Raw genomic sequence first — 17927 nt, 5'->3', positions numbered from 1 at the left:
CAACCCGTGACGGTGCAACAAGCGATAGCGGCTCTCATCGAGCGCCAGGACCTGGACGCGGCAACCATGACCGCGGTGATGCAGGCGGTGATGACCGGCGAGGCCACCGATGCCCAGATCGGGGGGTTCCTGGTGGCCCTGCGCATGAAGGGCGAGACGATCGAGGAGATCCGCGCGGCGGCCGGCGTGATGCGCTCGCTGGCCACTCGGGTGGACGTGCCGCGAACCGGGCTGGTGGATACCTGCGGCACCGGCGGCGACGCCTCCGGTACCTTCAATATCTCCACCGCCTCGGCGCTGGTCGCGGCGGCCGGTGGCGTGCGGGTGGCCAAGCACGGCAACCGTTCGGTGTCGTCGAAATCCGGCTCCGCCGATGTTCTGGAGCACCTGGGGATCCATCTCGGGCTGTCGCCGGAGGCGGTCGGGTCCTGCATCGAGGAGGTCGGCGTCGGCTTCCTGTTTGCCCCGGCCCATCATGGCGCGATGAAACACGCGATCGGGCCGCGCAAGGAGCTCGGCGTGCGCACGCTGTTCAATGTGCTGGGGCCTCTGACCAACCCGGCCGGGGCGCCGAACCAGGTGCTCGGCGTGTTCTCGGATGCCTGGGTGCGGCCGCTGGCCGAGGCCCTGAAGGGCCTGGGCAGCGAGCATGTGCTGGTGGTGCATGCCGAGGACGGCCTGGACGAGATCAGCATCGCGTCGCCCACCCGGGTGGCCGAGCTCAGGGACGGCGAGATCCGGGAATACACCATCCGTCCGGAGGACTTCGGGCTGGCGACCACCGCACTGGATGCCGTGCGCGTCGACAGCGTGGAGGCCTCGGCCGACATGCTGCGCGGCGTGCTGGACGGTCAGGTGGGCGCGGCGCGTGACATCGTGCTGCTGAACGCCGGGGCGGCGATCTACGCCGGCGGTGGCGCGGACACGCTGGCCGCGGGCGTCGAGGCCGCCGCCCGGGCCATCGACTCCGGCGCGGCCCGCGAACGGCTGGAGCGCCTGCAGGCGACCAGCGCACGACTGGCAAACAAGGAAGCACAATGACCGAAGCCAACGCAGTACCCGATATCCTGCAGCGCATCCTGGAGCGCAAGCGCGAGGAGCTGAAGGAACGCGAGGCGTTCTGGCCGCTGCGCGAGCTGCGCGGCTGGATGGGCTCGGCGCCTGCGCCGCGGGGGTTCCGCGCGGCGTTGCAGCGCGACATCGACGCCGGCCGCGCCGCGGTGATCGCGGAGATCAAGAAGGCCAGCCCGAGTCAGGGCCAGATCAGCCCCAACTTCAACCCGGAGGCCTTCGCCCGCAGCTACGAGGAACACGGGGCCACCTGCCTGTCGGTGCTGACCGACGTGGACTTCTTCAAGGGGCGCGATGGCGACCTGCGCGATGCGCGCGTGGCCTGCAAGCTTCCGATCCTGCGCAAGGACTTCGTGATCGACCTCTATCAGGTCTACGAGGCGCGGGTGCTGGGGGCGGACTGCGTGCTGCTGATCGCCGCGGCGCTGGACGATACGGCCCTGCACGAGCTGTACTTCCTGACCCGCGAGCTGGGCATGGATGCCCTGGTGGAGGTGCATGATGCCGAGGAGCTGGAACGGGCGAGGAAGATCGGCGCCGACCTGATCGGCATCAACAACCGCGACCTGCACAGCTTCGAGACCCGACTGGAAACCACGCTGGAGCTGAAGGATCAGGCGCCGGAGGGCGCGCTGCTGGTAACCGAGAGCGGCATCCACACCCGCGAGGACGTCGCGCGCATGCAGGCTGCCGGGATCCATGCCTTCCTGGTGGGCGAGGCCTTTATGCGGACCGAGGATCCGGGCAAGGCCCTGGGGCAGTTGTTCCGCGGCGAATCGTAACCGCCTCCAGCGGGGCGTCGTGCCTTCAGGCTGGAGGCGGTGGCCAGGTACTACGCCCTTTCCGGCCGCAGGGCCCGGCGCGGCGGCACGGGCGTCAGCGCGTGCCGAACACCACGATGGTCTTGCCGTGCGCGGTGATCAGGCCGCGCTCTTCCAGATCCTTCAGCACGCGACCGGCCATCTCGCGCGAGCAGCCGACGATGCGCGCGATCTCCTGGCGGGTGATGCGCAGCTGCATGCCGTCCGGGTGGGTCATCGCGTCGGGCTGGCGGGCGAGATCCAGCAGGGTGTGGGCGATACGGCCGGTGACGTCGACGAACGCGAGGTCCATCACCTTGCGCGAGGTCTGGCGCAGGCGGGTGGCGATCTGGCTGGTCAGCAGCATCAGGATCTCGGGGTCGCGCTGGACGATCTCGCGGAACTGGGTGTAGGGGATCTCCGCGGTCTCGGTGTCCTCGCGGGTGGTGACGGTCGCGCTGCGCGGGTCGTCCTCGAACATGCCCAGCTCACCGAAGAACTCGCCCTTGTTCAGATAGGCCAGCACCAGCTCGTGCCCGTTGTTCTCGCCCAGTACCGAGACCGAGCCGCTGACGACGTAGTACAGCGTGTCGGGAACCGTGCCCGAATGGATGATGGTGGTGCGCTTGCGGTACTGGCGGCGGTGGCAGTAGCCGAGAAAACGCTCCAGCGCGGGCGACGGCTGGGCCGGGCGGTAGACGAACGGGTTGTTCAAGGCTTCCATGGTCACGTCCGATAGCAGCTTCCTGTGGATGTGCGCCAGTGTAATGCAGCATCTGGCCCCCGCACGCCGGGGTGGCTGGAACCGTTCACAAAATCCGCCGACAGGCCACTGATTTTGTGCAGCAGGTCCGCCCTGAGTAGAGTCCCTCTGAAGTATAGGCATGGATCCCTTCATCCAACAGCAGGAAGGGAGCACTGGTTCATTGATTGGCACCTCTTTAAAGGACGAGCGCGATGCAGGTGAAAGTGAAATGGCTGGACCAGGTGGCCTTTGTCGGCGAGACCGACAGCGGTCATGCGGTGGTGATGGACGGCGCGCCGGACGCGGGCGGCCGCAACCTGGGCGCGCGGCCGATGGAGATGCTGCTGCTGGGGATGGGCGGTTGTACCAGCTTTGACGTGATTGCGATGCTGAAGAAGGCGCGCCAGCAGGTGCTGGACTGCGAGGTGACGGTCGCAGGCACCCGGGCGGAGACCGTGCCCAAGGTCTTTACCGATATCCACGTGCATTTCCGGGTGTACGGCCATGACCTGTCGGAGAAGCAGGTGGGGCGCGCGGTCGGGCTCTCGGCCGAGAAGTACTGCTCGGCTTCGCTGATGCTGGGGGCCTCGGCGAAGGTGACCCACGACTTCGAGATCGTCGAGGGGCCGGCCCCGCGCTGAACGGGAACCCGGGTTCTTTCCTTGGACTCGGAGGCCGAGGCGTCTACAATTCGCCGCTCGCTGCGGCCCGGGCAAGAGGACACGCCATGCCTCGTCACAAGAAGCAGATCAAGCTCCACGGTTTCAACAACCTGACCAAGAGCCTGAGCTTCAACATCTACGATATCTGCTATGCCTCGGGTGACCGGCATCGCGACGAATACATCGCGTACATCGACGAGGCGTACAACGCCCAGCGGCTGACGCAGATCCTCTCCGATGTGGCCCATCTGATCGGGGCCAATATCCTCGATATCTCGCGCCAGGACTACGATCCGCAGGGCGCGTCGGTGACCATGCTGATCTCGGAGGAGCCGGTGGCCACCGAGAAGATCGGCTACACCGAGGGCCCCGGCCCGCTGCCGGAGACGGTGGTCGGTCACCTCGACAAGAGCCACATCACCGTGCATACCTATCCGGAGGCGCACCCGGAGGGCGGGATTGCAACCTTCCGTGCCGATATCGATGTGTCCACCTGCGGGCGCATCTCGCCGCTGCGCGCCCTGAACTACCTGATCCACAGCTTCGAGTCGGACATCGTGATCATGGACTACCGCGTGCGCGGTTTTACCCGCGACGTGCGCGGCAAGAAGCACTTCATCGATCACAAGATCAATTCCATCCAGGACTTCCTCTCGCGCGATACCAAGGAGAAGTACCAGATGGTGGACGTGAACGTGTACCAGGAGTACCTGTTCCACACCAAGATGGTGCTGAAGGACTTTGACCTGGACAGCTACCTGTTCGGGCTGGGCAAGGACGACTACTCGGCCAAGGAGGCCAAGCGCATCTCCAAGCTGCTCAAGCACGAGATGATGGAGATCTTCTACGGCAAGAACATGAGCCGCCCGAGCTGAGACGGCAGGCGCCGCGCGTTGCGCGCGGCACCTGCCGCCCGTCCTCTCGCCTGGCGGGTCAGATCCAGTAGGCGGTGCGCGTCATCACGCTGGAGGTCAGGGGCATCAGCAGGTTCCGGACCGGCCACGGTGGCGCCTTGCCGCCCAGCGCCATGGCATGCGCGCCGTGTTCCACCTCGTCCTGCTTCATCTGCGCCAGGATGCGCGCCGAGACCTCGTCCTGGGCCGGCAGCCGCTCCAGGTGGCGGTCCAGGTGGCGTTCCACCTGGCGCTCGGTCTCGTCGATAAAGCCCAGGCTGTAGGCGTCGCCGGTCAGGCCGGCCAGGGCACCCATCCCGAACGAGCCGACATACCAGAACGGCCCCAGCAGGCTGGTGCGCCCGCCCAGGTCGTGCACCCGGCGCGCGCACCAGTGCAGGTGGTCGCCCTCCTCGCGCGAAGCCTGGTCCAGGTGGTCGCGGATCGCGGGGGTGCGGGCGGTCAGCATCTGGCCCTGGTAAAGCCCCTGCGCCGCGACTTCCCCGGCGTGGTTCACGCGCATCAGACGGGTGGACAGGTCGCGCTCATGATCCTCCAGATGCGGGCCGATATCGTCCCCGCCCGGCGACGGGCGGCCGGTGGAACGGGCCTGGCCGGAGATGACCTTGACGAAGGCATCGGCCTGGTTGATCAGGTGATCCAGCGGGGAGAGTCGGCGCATGGTTCCGGTCCGGTTGGGGCATCAAGGCGTACCCCTCAAGAGTACCGCAAGCGGGGCCCGGGATCAGCGCCCAGCGGGGTCGTGGGCAGGGTTTTTCAGGCGCCGCGCCAGGAATCGCGCGGGCGACAGGATGGCCGGCATATCCGCCTGGTCGCCGGCCAGGGCGCGCAGGTGCACGCTGCACCCGACATTCGGACTGATGATCACGTCCGGCGTGCCATCGCAGAGCGCCTGCAGCGTCTCGGTGCCCAGGCCGTCCGCCATGGCCGGCTGGGTCAGCATCGCAGTGCCACCCGCGCCGCAGCAATTCGGTGCGCCCGAGACCGGTGTCAGCGCGACCCCGGGCAGGCGCTCCAGCAAAGCGGGCAGTTCGCGCGCCTCGCGGGTGACGTTGCGCTGGGTGCAGGGCAGATGCAGCGCGATCCGGACGGGGGTGTCATCCCAGAGGTCCGCGGTGGTGCCCGCTTCCAGGTGCTGCGCCAGGAAGCGCGTGAGGCTCAGGCTGCGCCGGCCCAGGGTGCCCTCGGGGTATTCGCGCAGCGTGGCCTCGCAGCCACTGTCGAGGGCGATGACTGGCTGATCCCCGTCGCCGAAGGCCTCGAGGTTTCGTGTCTGCAGGGCCTGCGCGGCCGCGCGATGGCCGGTGTGCTGGTCCAGCGCGCCGCAGCAGACCTGCCGTTGCGGGATCGCCGCGCGCAGACCGAGGGCCTCGAGGACGTGCAGCGCCGCGTCCAGGTCGGGCCCGGTAAAGAAGCGGTCCATACAGCCGGTGAACAGCAGGACGTCGGCCTCGTCCGGCCTCGCGGTTGGGCGCAGCCGGGGGGCGGGGACCAGGGAGTCCCGGGTATGGGCGAGGCTGCGTTCCCAGCCGCCGCGCGGGAGCAGGCGCTCTGCCCCCAGGCGTGCACCGGTCCGCGCGACCAGTCCCCCAAGGCTGCGCAGGGTTGGATGCAGCAGCGCCCGATGCTGGACGCTGTGCCGCCAGCGGTCCGCCCGCGACGGGGCGGCCGGGTGCTCGTCGAGGATCTCGCGGGCGCGATCGATCAGCGCCCCGAAGGGCACCCGTGCCGGGCACACTGCCTCGCAGGAACGACAGCCCAGGCACCCCTCGAGGTGCCCGCGCAGGCGCTCGGATTCGGGCGCAAGCCGGCCCTGCGCCAGACCCTGCATCAGGGTCAGTCGTCCACGCGGAGAGTCGCCCTCGACGCCGTGCCAGCCATAGGTCGGGCAGTGCGGCAGGCACAGCCCGCAGTGTACGCACTGGTCGGCGGCGGAAAGCCCCGAGAATCTCAGGGGCTGGTCCGATGCCCCCAGCGGCTTTGCTAGGGTTTCGCCTTCATTTGATTCCGGGAGGTTTCCCATGCTCGTGCGTTCGTTTCGGCCCGTCGGGTCTGCGTTTGCCTCGCTCATCCTGCTGAGCATACCAGTCTCGCAGGGCCTGGCCTGGGAGGCCGAAGGCTGGCAGTCGACGATCGAGCTGGGGGCTTCCATGACCACCGGGAATACCGAATCCACCACGGCCTCGGGGCGCTTCCGCGCGGAGCACACCACCATCGACTGGCGGAATCGCATCCGGCTGGATGCCTACTTCCACGAGGAGGATGACGAGACTACCGGCGAGCGTTACGTCGCCGGCTACCAGGCGGACCGCAAGCTGGGCGAACACGACTATCTGTTCGGGGCGCTGCGCTACGAGCGGGATCGCTTCAGCAACTACGACTACCAGGGCTCGGCCACGGCCGGTTACGGTCGTCGCCTGATCGACGGCGAACGCGTGCGGCTGGACGGCGAGATCGGTGCCGGTATGCGCCAGGTGCGCATCCGCACCACCGGCGAGACCGAGAGCGAGCCGGTCGGTCGCCTGGCCGGCAATTTCCGCTGGGAGATCAGCGAGAACGCCCGTCTTACCGACGAGCTGCTGGTCCTGACCGGCAGCGACAACACCGAGATCGAGAACATCCTCGCCCTGACCGCTGACGTCACCAGTCGGATGTCCCTGCGCACCAGCTTTACCGTCAAGCACAACACCGACGTCGAGCCCGGCGTGGAAAATACCGACACCATCACGGACGTCAGTCTGGTCTATCGCTTTCGCTGAAGCGCCGACGCGCTGAAGGCACCGACGCGAACGTTGCCATCCGTCGTGTTGCGGGCGGCAGGGTTATCATGAGCCGCAGGGATCACTGGAGACTTCCATGGGCTACTACCAGCGCCATATCTTCTTCTGCACCAACTGCCGCGAGGACGGCAACTGCTGCGAGGACCACGGGGCGACCGAGATGCGCGCCTACGCCAAGACCCAGGCCAAGGCCATGGGCATCCACGGCAAGGGCCAGGTACGCGTGAACACCGCCGGTTGCCTGGATCGCTGCAACGAGGGTCCGGTCGCGGTGGTCTACCCGGAGGGCGTCTGGTACACCTACCAGGACGAGCGCGACATCGACGAGATCCTGGAAGAGCACCTCAAGAACGGACGCGTGGTCGAGCGCCTGCAGATCTGAACCCTGCCCCGTGCCCCGCTGGCTTGACTTTATGCGCCCGCCTCCGGAGAATTCGCAGCCCGCGTGGCTACGTAGCTCAGCTGGTTAGAGCACATCACTCATAATGATGGGGTCCCCTGTTCGAATCAGGGCGTAGCCACCATCGAATCCCGGACAGGGGCTGTCAGCGATATGGCAGCCCCTGTTTTGTTTGGGGCCCCGGGTGGGGCGGTGTTGTATTGCCGGTATGCAGGGGCTCGGATAGACTGCGCGCCGGGTCGCGTGCCTGCGCGCGGGCGGCCCCTCAAGGGAGCAACCTCGGACGAATCCATGAAACGCTACGGAATCCGCATCCGCCTGCCGGAAGGCAGCACCATGGCCATGCCGCACCTGCTGGGGCCGGACTGGGAATCCTATCGCTGGTACGACAGCGAACAGGCGCGCGAGAAGGCGCTGGCCGACATGCAGCGCGACCTCCCCAACTACCGCAAGGGTGATCACGTCGCCCAGGTCCTCGAGCGCGTCGAACGCGACGCCTGACCGCCTCCGTCTGTCCGCCGGTCGCCCGACCGGTGCTCGCATGATCACGTCATCCTGACCGACTGGATGCCGCGAACGGCGTCCTTCGCATCTTTGTGCCTCCTCGTGGTTGAAACATGCCCCCCTGCGTGCTTTAGTGCGGGGCACAAACGGAATTGCATCACATTTTTGGGGCCTATTCCGGCCGCTCGGACTGCAGGAGTCGTTGACCATGCCGACAGAAGACACCAGCGAGAACATGGACCACGCAGTGCAGACCGAGCCGGAGGCGACCCGGACTGCCGATACCGAGACCTCGATCCGCAATCCATCGCGGGCGGCCCGGGCGACCCAGCCGCGCAACGCGGCGCGGTCGAATGTCCTGGAGGGTCAGGTCGAGCGCGGCGGCGAGCCCCACTACTTCACCGAACGCGATCTGGACCGGATCCTCGAGAATCTGGACCACCTGCGCAATTCGGTCTTCCCGCGCCTGACCAAGGGCAGCCCGACCGAGGAACAAAAGCAGCAGTTCTTCCCGTCGGTGTGTCTTATTGGCGTTGGCCGCTGCGGTTCGAACATCGCGCTGGACGTGGCGGCGCTGGTGCACAGTGCGCGCTCCAACTATCTGCGCGAACTGGATAACGAGGAGGCCGGTGGGCGCGAGAAGGAAGGCCGTCCGCTGCGCTGGATTCGCAAGAGCCTGAATCTGCCGCCAGCCAACGCGGTGAAGCCCGTCTTCCTGATCGAGCCGATGGTGATGCTGGGCGACCTCGACAAGGACATCGAGGGCCGCATCCGCTTCTCCAACCGGGCGGGGCAGAACAACTTCATCGACAACTACAACAAGATGAAGATCATGGACCTGTCCGAGGTGCACGCGGGTGGCGCGGGCAATGCCCCCATCCTGGGCCAGTACCTTGCGCGCATCATTCTGAACAAGGACACCGACCAGTTCGCCAACGAGGACTGGAAGTTCATCCATTCCTATCTGATCGATTCCTGCGGTATCAAGGCGAATCAGTCACGACTGTACTTCTATATCTTCAGTGCCGGCGGCGGCACCGGCTCCGGGATGGCCTCCGAATTCGGCCTCGCGCAGCAGTACTCCTATATGCGCAAGACCTTCGATCCCAAGCTGGAGAAGCGCGAGGCCGCGAATCGCGACCATTCCTTCGTGTTCGAGCCGATCTTCGCGGCGGGGATCTGCATCCTGCCGAACATCCAGGACAACCGCGTCGAGATGTCCGAGGCGCTGCACATCAACGCGGGGCGTCTGCTGTGCAAGTACCTGGCGGAGGAATGGGACTTCTCCTACAACTTCGAGGCCGAAGAGACGCGTGACGAGGACATGATGCATCGCATCCGGCCGTGGAACGCGATGATGCTGATATCCAACGACATCATGCGCTACGCGGAGGAGACCGACGACGGCAACATCCGCCACGTCGACGTGAACGCGATGGAGCGTTACGCCAACCAGTACATCTCCCAGCAGATCTTCAACATCCTGACCGCGCAGGCGGTGACCACCGACTACGACGAGGACTACTTCCGGCGTGCCGGGGTGGATATCGGCGAAACCATTCGCCTGGATGCCAACGACCTGTTCATGAGTCTGGCCGGTCCGGTTGCGGTCGCCTACGCGGAATCGGAGGTGACTACTGGCGAGGAGGCTTCCTCCAAGAGCTCTGCGCTGGATATCGACGACTTGTTCTTCCGCTCGATCGACCTGCCCCACTTCAACAAGCAGACCGAGGCCATCGAAGGGATCAGCCTGCTGCCGATCGACGCCCCGCGCTACCGCGAGGCACTGAAGGGGTACAAGGAATCGGACATGGACGCGACGCACCTGCGCGATCTGCATTTCTTCAAGAACTGCTCGTCCATTGTCACGATTCTGTCCCTGCCGAAGGACTACAAGCTGTCCTACATGGACCTGAATCGCCTGAAGTCCCACCTGAACGGCCTGTTCCCGAATACCACACTCAAGCGCTACGCCCTGGTTATTGGCGCCTCGGCCAATCTGTCGCTGACCACCCTGGTGGTGAAGAGCCCGTGCCTGTCGGACGACTTCCTGACCCTGTTCGTCGCCTACATCAAGCGCTGCTTTGCCAACGACAAGACGCGCTTCGACGACACCCTGGACCATGCGGTGCTGGATCTCATCCGGGCCGAGGAGTTCGACGAGGCGCGCATCGACGAGATGCTGAACGAACACGAGAACCCCACGCGCATCCTCGATACCAACTGGTACGCGATCAAGCCGATGTACGAGAAGAAATACCGCGAGATGTGCAGCAACGAGAAGAGCTTTGTCTCGATCAACGACATCCGTCTGAGCCGCGAGAACGTCAAGCAGGCGATCCGTTACCTGCGCGAGATCTACCGTCACCGCACGAGCAAGACGCAGATCATCAGCCTGAACGACGGCGGCAAGGCGGCTACGGCGGCGTCGAAGCGCCGCGCCAGCAGCAAGAAGTAGGGTGGCGGCCGCCGCAACGGCAGCCGCTGGGGCGCGTCAGGGAAGGGACAGCGGCTCCATCAGGTAGCAGAGGCAGTCCTGGGCGATGACCCGGGTGTCCAGTGTGAGCATGGACGGCATGGCCGGGCGCTTGAGCCGGATCTCCTGGCCGGCGCGCTCCAGATAATCCCCGGTGACCTCGGAGCCGTCCTCGGCGATCGCGACCAGCGGCTCGTCGGCATCTTCGTGCACCTGTACCAGACGGGAACCGGCGGGCAGCAGCTGGAAGTTCAGGCCGTCGAGATCGGGTTCCAGGCGCACGTCGTGCTGTGCCTCCAGCCCGGCCTGCAAGCCGGGGCGCACCCGGACCTGCGCGACGGTGTGGAAGAGCTCGATGGCGCCCTCGCGTGGCGGCTCGGGCGCGAAGTGGTCCAGGTGCAGCACCGCGTCGATCATCTCCCGGGCGTGGTCCACGCCGGCGGCGTCACCGGGGTGGCCGCACTCCAGAGTGACGGCCGGCGCGATGCGGGCCAGGGCCATGGAGGCAACCCCGCGCGGCCGGGTGAAGTAGACCAAGGTGCGCCCGAACAGCGCGGCCAGGTTCAGAAACGGGGACTCCAGGCGATTAATGCAGGCGTAATGGGGGTTGCGCCCGGTGTTGTTGTGCAGGTCGATCGCGGCGAACAGGCCGCGTCCCTCCAGGCGGCGGCAGAGCTCGGCAAAGACATCGGCCTCGCGCGAACCGGCCTGTTCGGTGCCCGGCCAGATGCGATTGAAGTCCGGCTGGTCGTCCAGGTGGCGCTGATTGACCGCCGCCGCCTGCGGGTTGCCCACGATCAGCGTCAGGGCGCGTGGCAGCGGCCGCCCGGTGTAATGACGCAGGAGCTGCTGTACCGCATGCAGGCCCACCGGTTCGTTGCCGTGCAGCAACAGGACCACGGCCACCGCGGGTTCGCGCTGGCCTTCCAGGTGGATCAGGGCCGGGCCGGGCACGCACTGGTGCAACGTCTCGGGCGTGGCCTCGAGGAAGCCGTCGGGGAGTTCGAAGTGTTCGATGATGGATTGCGTCACGGGTTTCCTCAGAGTCCCCAGGTGTGGACCGGCGCGCCGGTGTTCTGCCAGCCACGATAGGCGCGAACCAGCCCGGGCCAGTCGCGCCCGTGGCGTGCGACCCAGTCCCGCTGCCAGCGTGCGCCGGTCTGGCGGCTGGCCACGCGCGCGGCGATGATCCCGAGCAGGGCGTCGCGTTCGCTGCGCTCGATGTCCAGGCGCTCCAGGCCTTCGGCTGCTCGGGGCAGCAGGTCGCGGGTGATCAGGCGGGGCGCCGGGGCCGGTTCGCGGTGGCCCCAGCGCAGGCGCGCGTCCAGTCCGTGTCGGGCTGCATTGTAGAAGTTGTCGCGGGCCTCGGAAAACGGGGTCTCCAGCGTGCCGTCCGGCGATTCGGCGACCAGGTGCTCGATCAGGCCCAGGGCGAAGGCCGTGTTGGCCAGCATGTCGATCAGTGAGGGGCCTGCGGGCAGGCAGCGGAACTCCAGGCGCAGACTGCGGTGGCCATCGGCATCGCAGCCGACGATGGGGCGGTTCCAGCGCCAGATGGTCCCGTTGTGGAAGGCGAGGTGAGCCAGCTGGTCGGCCGGTTCGTCCAGTGCCACCGGCAACAGGACCGGGAAGTGCTCCAGGTTCTCGGTGAACAGCTCGCCGATCGAGTCATGCAGATAGCCGGTGCCGAAGGTCACGCGCCGGATCGGGCCGCGTGCCGAGTTGGCGAATCCGCCTACCTCCACGGACTGCTCGAACAGCGGGATGCGGCTCTCGGCCCACAGGTCGTGGCCGAAGATGTAGGGCGTGTTCCCGGCGGCGGCGAGGACCGGAGCGGCCGCCACCAGCGAGGCGTTGTAGGCCCGATGGGCGCGATCGGGCCGGGTCTCGATATGCACCTGGAAGGAGGTCGCCGCGGCCTCCAGCATCACATCCGCGTGGCGGTGCCGCAGGTGTTCGTGGCCGACGATATCCACCTCCAGCGGGCGCTGGGCGCGCTGTTCCAGGATGGCGCTGTTCAGCGCCCGGTAGCGGGCCTGCCGGGACATGTGGTGGAGCCCGAGATCGGCTGGCTCCAGGGTCGGCAGGCTCCCGGCCATCAGCAGGTCGGCTCCGGCATGACGGGCGGCTCGCCGTGCCTGGCGCAGGGTCTCGCGCAGCTCCTCGAGGATCCCGCCGAAGCAGCCGGGGCCGGCGCGGAAGACGCTGCTGTTCAGTTCGACATTGAACTGGGCCAGCTCCCGGGTGGCCAGCGGGCTGTCCATCGCCGCGAGAAAGGCCTCGTTGACCGGCAGCGGGCGCCCTTGTGCGTCGCACAGCCAGGCCTCGATCTCGAAGCCGAGTCGCGGCGGCGGCGCGGGGTCGGCGGCCGCCTGTGTGCGCAGCCAGTCCAGCAGCCGGGCCGTCTCGTCGGCCAGAGCCTGGTGAAAACGGTCGAAATCCGCCGCGCCGAAGTGCTCCTCGCGGATTTCCCGGCCCAAGATCTAGTCCTCGTCCCGGTCGTCGGTGTCCGGGGCCTCGTCGTAGAGGCTCTCCAGGAGATCACCCCAGATCTGTTCGTGGTGTTCGATGAAGGCCAGCAGGTGCTTGCGGAAGGCGAGGTAGTCGGCCTCGAAGGTCTCGAAATCGGCACCACCGTTCAGTAGCTTGGCGGCGCGGTCGGTCTGCTGCAGGCTGTCGCGCAGGTTGAGGCTGGCGGCCATCGCGCCCTTCACGCGTTCGCGTTCGTGCGGGATCCAGGCGCGGTCCGACAGCATGGAGCGCAGGTTCTCGCCCAGCTCCAGCAGGCGCTTGCGCAGGCGCGGGACGGCCCCGATGGTGCCGGTCTTGAGTTCGCCCCAGACCGCGTCGGTGATCAGCCGTGACCAGCGTTCGCGCAGGTCCTGCACGGTATCGGGGTCGAACGCGAACGCGCGCTCCAGTTGTTGCGGATCGAATGGCATTGGGTATCCTGATCGACGGAATCGGGGATGCGCGATTTGTGCGGTCGCAAGGCCGGAGTATCGGAATAGCCCCGCGCCCGGTAGCGTCCTACAGGGTACAAGAACAAGCAAGGCCGCATGTACGGCCTGCGGATGGAGGAAACACAACATGGCAACCTGGTTCGCGCAGCGCAGGCTGCGCCAGAAGGTATGCGACCTGCGGCCCCAGATGTACCGCATGGCCTTTGCGTGGTGTCACGATGCCGCGCTCGCGGATGATCTGGTGCAGGAGGCGATGATGAAGGCCCTGACCCGGCTGAAGTCGCTGCAGGACGAGAGCGCCCTGAAGGCGTGGGTGTTCCGGATCATGACCAACTGCTACCGGGACTGGGGGCGGCGGCAGAAGGACACGGTGGACGTGGACAGCATGGAGCTGCCCTGCGAGGACTGCCCGGAGCAGCAGACCGAACGCAACCGCATGGTGGCGGACGTTCACCGGGCGATGGCCGAACTGAGCACCGATCACCGGCAGGTGGTTGCGCTGGTGGACCTCGAAGGCTTTGCCTACTCCGAGGTCTCGGAGGTGCTGGATGTACCCATCGGCACCGTGATGAGTCGCCTGAGCCGGGCTCGGGCACAGTTGAAGAAGGTGCTGCTGGAGCAGCAGGCCGACACGGGGAAAGCGGCCGATACACCCTATCTCAAGGTAGTGAGGAATCGGCATGTCGAATGAACGACTGAGTGCAAGGAACCGGCCCAGCGAGGAGATCCTCAACGCCTTCGTGGACGGCGAATTCTCGCCCGAGGATCGTCTCTACACCCTGAAGACGATTGCCTCCAGCGAGCACCTGAGCCGCGAAGTCTGCGACATGCACCAGCTCAAGGAGCTGGTGAACATGGCGTACGAGGACGTGCCGGCCGGTCGCACCGGGGCTCCCGGCGGGCGCTGCCGGCTGTCGCGCGGCGGTCGTTCGGCCTGGTTCCCGTCGGTGGCCGCCGGGGTGCTCGCGCTGGTCGTGGGCTCGCTGGGCGGCTACGAGATTACCCGGGATGCCGGTTTCTTCGGCGGCGAGCCGTCGGCCGCGATCGATCAGGACGCCGGGGCCATGGCGCAGATGGCCGCCAGCGATGACGTCGCGGGCGGCGCGGCGGCACCACAGCAGGTGTTTTCCGCCACCGAGACCGACCAGATCCTGCTGCATATCAATGAAGCCGATCGCCGCGCGATGGCGGAGCTCCTGGATGACATCGAGAGCATGTACCGCGAGGCGGCCGCCGTCGGGCGCGATCTGAACGTGCAGGTCGTGGTGCACAACAATGCGATGGACCTGCTGCGTACCGACAGCGCCCCGTATCCGGAGCGGGTTGCCAGCATGGCGCAGGATTACCCCACGCTGCGCTTCACCGCCTGTGCCCAGACCCTGAACCGCCTGGCGCGCGAGGAGGGCAAGACGGTCGACATCCTGCCGCAGGCCGAGCTGATCGATTCTGGCGTCGCCGAGGCGGCCCGCCGTCAGGCCGAGGGCTGGATCTACATCAAGGTCTGATCCGGCCTTGCCGGCACCCCGCATGTCGCCCGCGAACCGCACAAGACGCCCCGGCTGGTTTCTGGCCGGGGCGTTTCTGTTGATGCTGATCGCGGGCGGCGCGACGGCATTGTTGTTTGGCACGGTCGCCGACGCCCCGGCCGCCGATGAGCCGCTCCGGGTGGTTTATCACATCAATTCCGATGACCCGGAGCTCCACCTGAATGCCCTGCGTAATCTGCAGAATCACATCGATGGCAGCCCTGATGGCTCACCGCTGGAGATCAAGGTGCTGATGCATGGCAGTGGCATCACCCTGCTGCAGCACGCGCGCAGCGATCCGGATCTGCGCAGTACGGTGAATACCCTGAAACTGCAGGATGTCCGTTTTCTGGTGTGCGGCAACACGATGGCCTCGCGCGGGCTGGAGCGCGAGGATCTGCACGAGGTGGCGGAGCAGGATGTGGTGCCCAGCGGCATCGTGGAACTGACCCGGTTGCAGCGCGCCGGGTATACCTACATCAAGCCCTGATCGGGGCGATGGCGCGGGTGCCGTTCACTTCGTGACGGCGGGCGCTCAGCGTTTCCCCAGCTCGGCGTCCAGAGCCGCCAGGCGCTCCGGGGTACCGATGTCGCGCCAGTCTCCAGTGTGGTACTCCCCGGTGACACGGCCGGCGGCGATGGCCGGGCGCAGCAGGGGGGCGAGCGCATGGCGGCCGGGCGGCAGATCGCGGAACAGGGTCGGGTCGTACCAGCCGATGCCGCTGAAGGTCAGGGCCTCGCCGTCGTCGAGTCCGATCTGTGCGTCCTTCAGGGTGAAGTCGCCCCGCGGGTGATGCTCCGGGTTGTCCACCAGCACAAGGTGCGCGAGGGGCCGGTTGGTGGACCGGCGCAGGGTCTCCGGCGGGGTCAGCGGATGGTCGCACCAGACATCGCCGTTGACGACCAGGAACGGCGCGTCGCCCAGCAGCGGCAGCGCCTTGCGGATGCCGCCCGCGGTCTCCAGGGCCTCCTCGGGCTCTGGTGAGTAGTGGATCGCCAGACCGGCGTGCTGCGCGCCCAGCGTCGTGCGGATCTGCTCGCCCAGGTGCGCCAGGTTGATCACCACCTCGCGGTAGCCCGCGGCCGCCAGGCGGTCCAGGGTGTAGGTGATCAGTGGGCGCCCGCCGACTGGCAGCAGGGGTTTCGGGCAGTGGTCGGTCAGCGGGCGCATGCGTTCGCCGCGGCCGGCGGCCAGGATCATCGCGCGCATGGATCCGTGTGTCCCCATGGTCTAGTTGTCCTGCAAGCGTTCGGGCATGTCGGTACGGAACCAGGCAGCGACCGGCTCCAGCTCCGGATGCATCAGCCCCTGCGCCAGCAAGCGGTGCAGGCGGGGCAGGTGCTCCAGGTAGCGGGGCTTGGCATCGCGCCGCGCGAGGCGCACGAAGATCCCGAGGATCTTGGTGGTGCGCTGGACGCCGAGGACCCGGTAGTGGTGCATGAATGCCGCGCGGTCCCAGGATGCAGCCGCGAGGTAGCGCTCCAGGCCCTGCGCCACGGTGTCCGGCGACACCTCGCGGCGGGCATCCTCCAGCAGCGAGACGACATCGTAGGCCGGGCTGCCGATGACTGCGTCCTGAAAATCCAGCACGGCGCAGGCCCGGTCCTCGCCGGGGGGCAGCATCAGGTTGTCGACGTGGAAATCGCGCAGGACCAGGGTCCCGTCCAGGCTCGGGCGCCCGTCCAGCGCCGATCGCCAGGCCTGCAGGAAGGCGTCGCGCCGGGCCGTCGCCAGCGGCGCTCCCCGCTGTTCCGGCCAGTACCAGTCGACAAACAGGGCGACCTCGTCGAGCAGACGCGGCATGTCGTAGGCGGGCAGGGCCGGGGCCGTCGCGGCCCTGGCCGGCCAGGCGCTGTGGAGCTGGAGCAGGGTGTCGATGGCGCGGTCGTACAGCGGGCCTTCTGTGGACCCCTCGGCCAGTGCCCGGGTAAAGGTCCGGTCACCCAGATCCTCGAGCAGGACGAATCCGGCTGCCGGGTCGTGCGCCAGCACGCGCGGCGGGCGCAGACCCAGCGACTCCAGCAGCCCCGCGATCTGCACGAACGGTTCGGTGGCCTCGCGCTCCGGCGGGGCGTCCATCAGCACCACCGGCTCGCCATCGCGGTGCAGGCGGAAATAACGGCGGAAACTGGCATCCGCACGCAACAGGGCAAGGTCCGTGAAATCGCCTGGTTGGCGCGCGAGCCAGGCCTGGAGCTGATGGCTGCGGGCGTCATCCGGGATCATGTGCGAGCCTCCTCGCTCACGCGCTGGATGCGGGTGTCGATCCGCCCGTCCGGGTGCAGGTCCAGCACCCGATAGCCGGCGGCCTCGGTATCCAGCGCGAAGCGTTCGGATTCGGGGGCGAACTGGATACAGGTGGAGGGGCAGCCGAGCAGCTCGATGCCCTGGCGTTTGCCGCGGAAGTCCTGGTGGATGTGGCCGAACAGGCAGGCGCGCACACGCGGGTGGCGATCCAGCACCGCGAACAGGTCGTCCGGATTCGACAGGCCGATCCGGTCCATCCATGCGCTGCCAATCGGGACGACCGGGTGATGAATCGCGATCAGGCCCCAGTGGTCCGGATGGGTGGTCAGCACCTGATCCAGTCGATCCAGCTCGGCGGGTTCGATACGGCCGGCCGCCTGGCCCGCGACCGCCGAATTGACGCCGATCAGGAGCCAGCCGCCCAGTGTGCGATGGCCGTCCAGGGGATACCCGGCCGCGTCGAACGCGCGGTGCAGGGTGTGCCAGTCGTCGTGATTGCCGGCCAGCCCGGCGACGGGCCAGCCCTTTACGTACTGGTCGAGCAGGCCCAGCAGACGCGCATAGGCGGCCGGCGCGGGATCTTCGGCCAGGTCGCCGGTCAGCCAGAGCAGGCCCGGGCGATCCTCGTTCCGGGCCAGTGCCTCGAGGACCCGTGCGAGCTGGCGGTCGCTGTCGGGGTAGCCGGCCCGGATCGGGCCTGGCTCCCGGCCCAGGTGGGTGTCGCTGATCTGGAGGATGCGCTGCATGCGGGCTGTGTCGGTGTCCGTGGTTCCAGGGATGTGCATCGGGGCGGGTTTTTCTGTTTGCCGCCCGACGGGGGGATTGCCCTATACTCGAT

The 17927-nt window shown here is 67.3% G+C and carries 20 protein-coding genes and 1 tRNA gene; 12 read left to right on the top strand and 9 right to left on the bottom strand.

Features of this window, described 5'->3' with window-relative positions:
* Positions 1-6: 6 nt before the first annotated feature.
* Together trpD and trpC are read left to right on the top strand one after the other, a co-directional pair.
* Positions 7-1041, top strand: a complete 1035-nt coding sequence (gene trpD / locus D107_RS0104445; RefSeq protein ID WP_018865924.1) for an anthranilate phosphoribosyltransferase — start codon at positions 7-9, stop codon at positions 1039-1041.
* Positions 1038-1853 (top strand): indole-3-glycerol phosphate synthase TrpC, encoded by an 816-nt coding sequence (gene trpC / locus D107_RS0104440; RefSeq protein WP_018880868.1) that lies wholly within the window; start codon positions 1038-1040, stop codon positions 1851-1853. The genes trpD and trpC overlap by 4 nt, the downstream gene beginning before the upstream one ends.
* A gap of 94 nt (positions 1854-1947) precedes the next feature.
* Here trpC and crp read toward each other — a convergent pair whose 3' ends face one another.
* Positions 1948-2595 carry a cAMP-activated global transcriptional regulator CRP gene (gene crp / locus D107_RS0104435; RefSeq protein ID WP_018865922.1) on the bottom strand — a complete coding sequence of 216 codons (648 nt, stop codon included), beginning with the start codon at positions 2593-2595 and terminating at the stop codon, positions 1948-1950.
* Positions 2596-2828: 233 nt separating this feature from the next.
* On the opposite strand from crp, the gene D107_RS0104430 reads away from it, so the two are divergent.
* A complete protein-coding gene (locus tag D107_RS0104430; protein WP_018865921.1) occupies positions 2829-3257 on the top strand; it encodes an OsmC family protein in 429 nt (142 codons plus the stop codon).
* A gap of 86 nt (positions 3258-3343) precedes the next feature.
* Positions 3344-4153 carry an adenosylmethionine decarboxylase gene (speD, locus tag D107_RS0104425; protein ID WP_017942843.1) on the top strand — a complete coding sequence of 270 codons (810 nt, stop codon included), beginning with the start codon at positions 3344-3346 and terminating at the stop codon, positions 4151-4153.
* A gap of 58 nt (positions 4154-4211) precedes the next feature.
* On the opposite strand, the gene coq7 is transcribed toward speD, so the two are convergent.
* A complete protein-coding gene (coq7, locus tag D107_RS0104420; RefSeq protein WP_018865920.1) occupies positions 4212-4853 on the bottom strand; it encodes a 2-polyprenyl-3-methyl-6-methoxy-1,4-benzoquinone monooxygenase in 642 nt (213 codons plus the stop codon).
* A gap of 63 nt (positions 4854-4916) precedes the next feature.
* On the bottom strand, positions 4917-6215 hold the full coding sequence (locus tag D107_RS0104415; protein ID WP_081619356.1) for a (Fe-S)-binding protein: 1299 nt from the start codon (positions 6213-6215) through the stop codon (positions 4917-4919).
* Between D107_RS0104415 and D107_RS0104410 the strand changes: the two genes are divergently transcribed.
* The 5 genes from D107_RS0104410 (at position 6214) to D107_RS0104390 (ending at position 10334) form a co-directional block, all read left to right on the top strand.
* The gene (locus D107_RS0104410) at positions 6214-6951 is read left to right on the top strand and encodes a YdiY family protein (protein WP_018875976.1); all 738 of its coding nucleotides are present in this window, start codon (positions 6214-6216) and stop codon (positions 6949-6951) included. The genes D107_RS0104415 and D107_RS0104410 overlap by 2 nt on opposite strands.
* A 97-nt stretch (positions 6952-7048) precedes the next feature.
* Positions 7049-7354 (top strand): ferredoxin, encoded by a 306-nt coding sequence (locus D107_RS0104405; RefSeq protein ID WP_018865917.1) that lies wholly within the window; start codon positions 7049-7051, stop codon positions 7352-7354.
* Between the two features lie 65 nt (positions 7355-7419).
* Positions 7420-7496, top strand: a tRNA-Met gene (locus tag D107_RS0104400).
* Positions 7497-7663: 167 nt separating this feature from the next.
* A complete protein-coding gene (locus D107_RS0104395) occupies positions 7664-7873 on the top strand; it encodes a hypothetical protein (protein WP_018865916.1) in 210 nt (69 codons plus the stop codon).
* 211 nt (positions 7874-8084) lie between these two features.
* Entirely contained in the window at positions 8085-10334 is a 2250-nt protein-coding gene (locus tag D107_RS0104390; RefSeq protein ID WP_018875990.1) for a hypothetical protein, read from the top strand.
* Between the two features lie 36 nt (positions 10335-10370).
* Here the strand turns inward: D107_RS0104390 and D107_RS0104385 are convergent, their stop codons facing one another.
* The 3 genes from D107_RS0104385 to D107_RS0104375 are packed head-to-tail and all read right to left on the bottom strand — an operon-like array spanning position 10371 to position 13294.
* Entirely contained in the window at positions 10371-11384 is a 1014-nt protein-coding gene (locus D107_RS0104385) for a M14 family metallopeptidase (protein WP_018880866.1), read from the bottom strand.
* A gap of 8 nt (positions 11385-11392) precedes the next feature.
* Positions 11393-12832 carry a glutamate-cysteine ligase family protein gene (locus D107_RS0104380; RefSeq protein WP_018880865.1) on the bottom strand — a complete coding sequence of 480 codons (1440 nt, stop codon included), beginning with the start codon at positions 12830-12832 and terminating at the stop codon, positions 11393-11395.
* Between the two features lie 3 nt (positions 12833-12835).
* Positions 12836-13294 (bottom strand): hypothetical protein, encoded by a 459-nt coding sequence (locus D107_RS0104375; RefSeq protein WP_018875992.1) that lies wholly within the window; start codon positions 13292-13294, stop codon positions 12836-12838.
* Positions 13295-13442: 148 nt separating this feature from the next.
* Between D107_RS0104375 and D107_RS0104370 the strand changes: the two genes are divergently transcribed.
* From D107_RS0104370 to D107_RS0104360, 3 genes are read left to right on the top strand one after another with little or no spacing between them, the layout of a single operon-like run.
* The gene (locus D107_RS0104370) at positions 13443-14006 is read left to right on the top strand and encodes an RNA polymerase sigma factor (RefSeq protein ID WP_017942834.1); all 564 of its coding nucleotides are present in this window, start codon (positions 13443-13445) and stop codon (positions 14004-14006) included.
* Entirely contained in the window at positions 13996-14820 is an 825-nt protein-coding gene (locus D107_RS0104365) for a hypothetical protein (protein WP_018865911.1), read from the top strand. Before D107_RS0104370 ends, D107_RS0104365 begins: the two co-directional genes overlap by 11 nt.
* A 22-nt stretch (positions 14821-14842) precedes the next feature.
* A complete protein-coding gene (locus D107_RS0104360) occupies positions 14843-15331 on the top strand; it encodes a DsrE family protein (RefSeq protein ID WP_018865910.1) in 489 nt (162 codons plus the stop codon).
* Between the two features lie 45 nt (positions 15332-15376).
* On the opposite strand, the gene murU is transcribed toward D107_RS0104360, so the two are convergent.
* The 3 genes from murU to D107_RS0104345 are packed head-to-tail and all read right to left on the bottom strand — an operon-like array spanning position 15377 to position 17835.
* Positions 15377-16051 carry an N-acetylmuramate alpha-1-phosphate uridylyltransferase MurU gene (murU, locus tag D107_RS0104355; RefSeq protein WP_018880864.1) on the bottom strand — a complete coding sequence of 225 codons (675 nt, stop codon included), beginning with the start codon at positions 16049-16051 and terminating at the stop codon, positions 15377-15379.
* A 21-nt stretch (positions 16052-16072) separates the two neighbouring features.
* Positions 16073-17068 carry an aminoglycoside phosphotransferase family protein gene (locus D107_RS0104350; protein WP_018880863.1) on the bottom strand — a complete coding sequence of 332 codons (996 nt, stop codon included), beginning with the start codon at positions 17066-17068 and terminating at the stop codon, positions 16073-16075.
* Positions 17065-17835, bottom strand: coding sequence for a phosphodiesterase (locus D107_RS0104345; protein WP_018880862.1), 771 nt, complete (start codon positions 17833-17835; stop codon positions 17065-17067). The genes D107_RS0104350 and D107_RS0104345 overlap by 4 nt, the downstream gene beginning before the upstream one ends.
* Positions 17836-17927 lie beyond the last annotated feature (92 nt).

This window comes from Thioalkalivibrio sp. ALE30 (genome assembly GCF_000377465.1).
GTDB lineage: Bacteria > Pseudomonadota > Gammaproteobacteria > Ectothiorhodospirales > Ectothiorhodospiraceae > Thioalkalivibrio.
The sequence above is the reverse complement of the archived record's forward strand: the minus strand, read 5'-3'. Positions and strand labels throughout refer to the sequence as shown.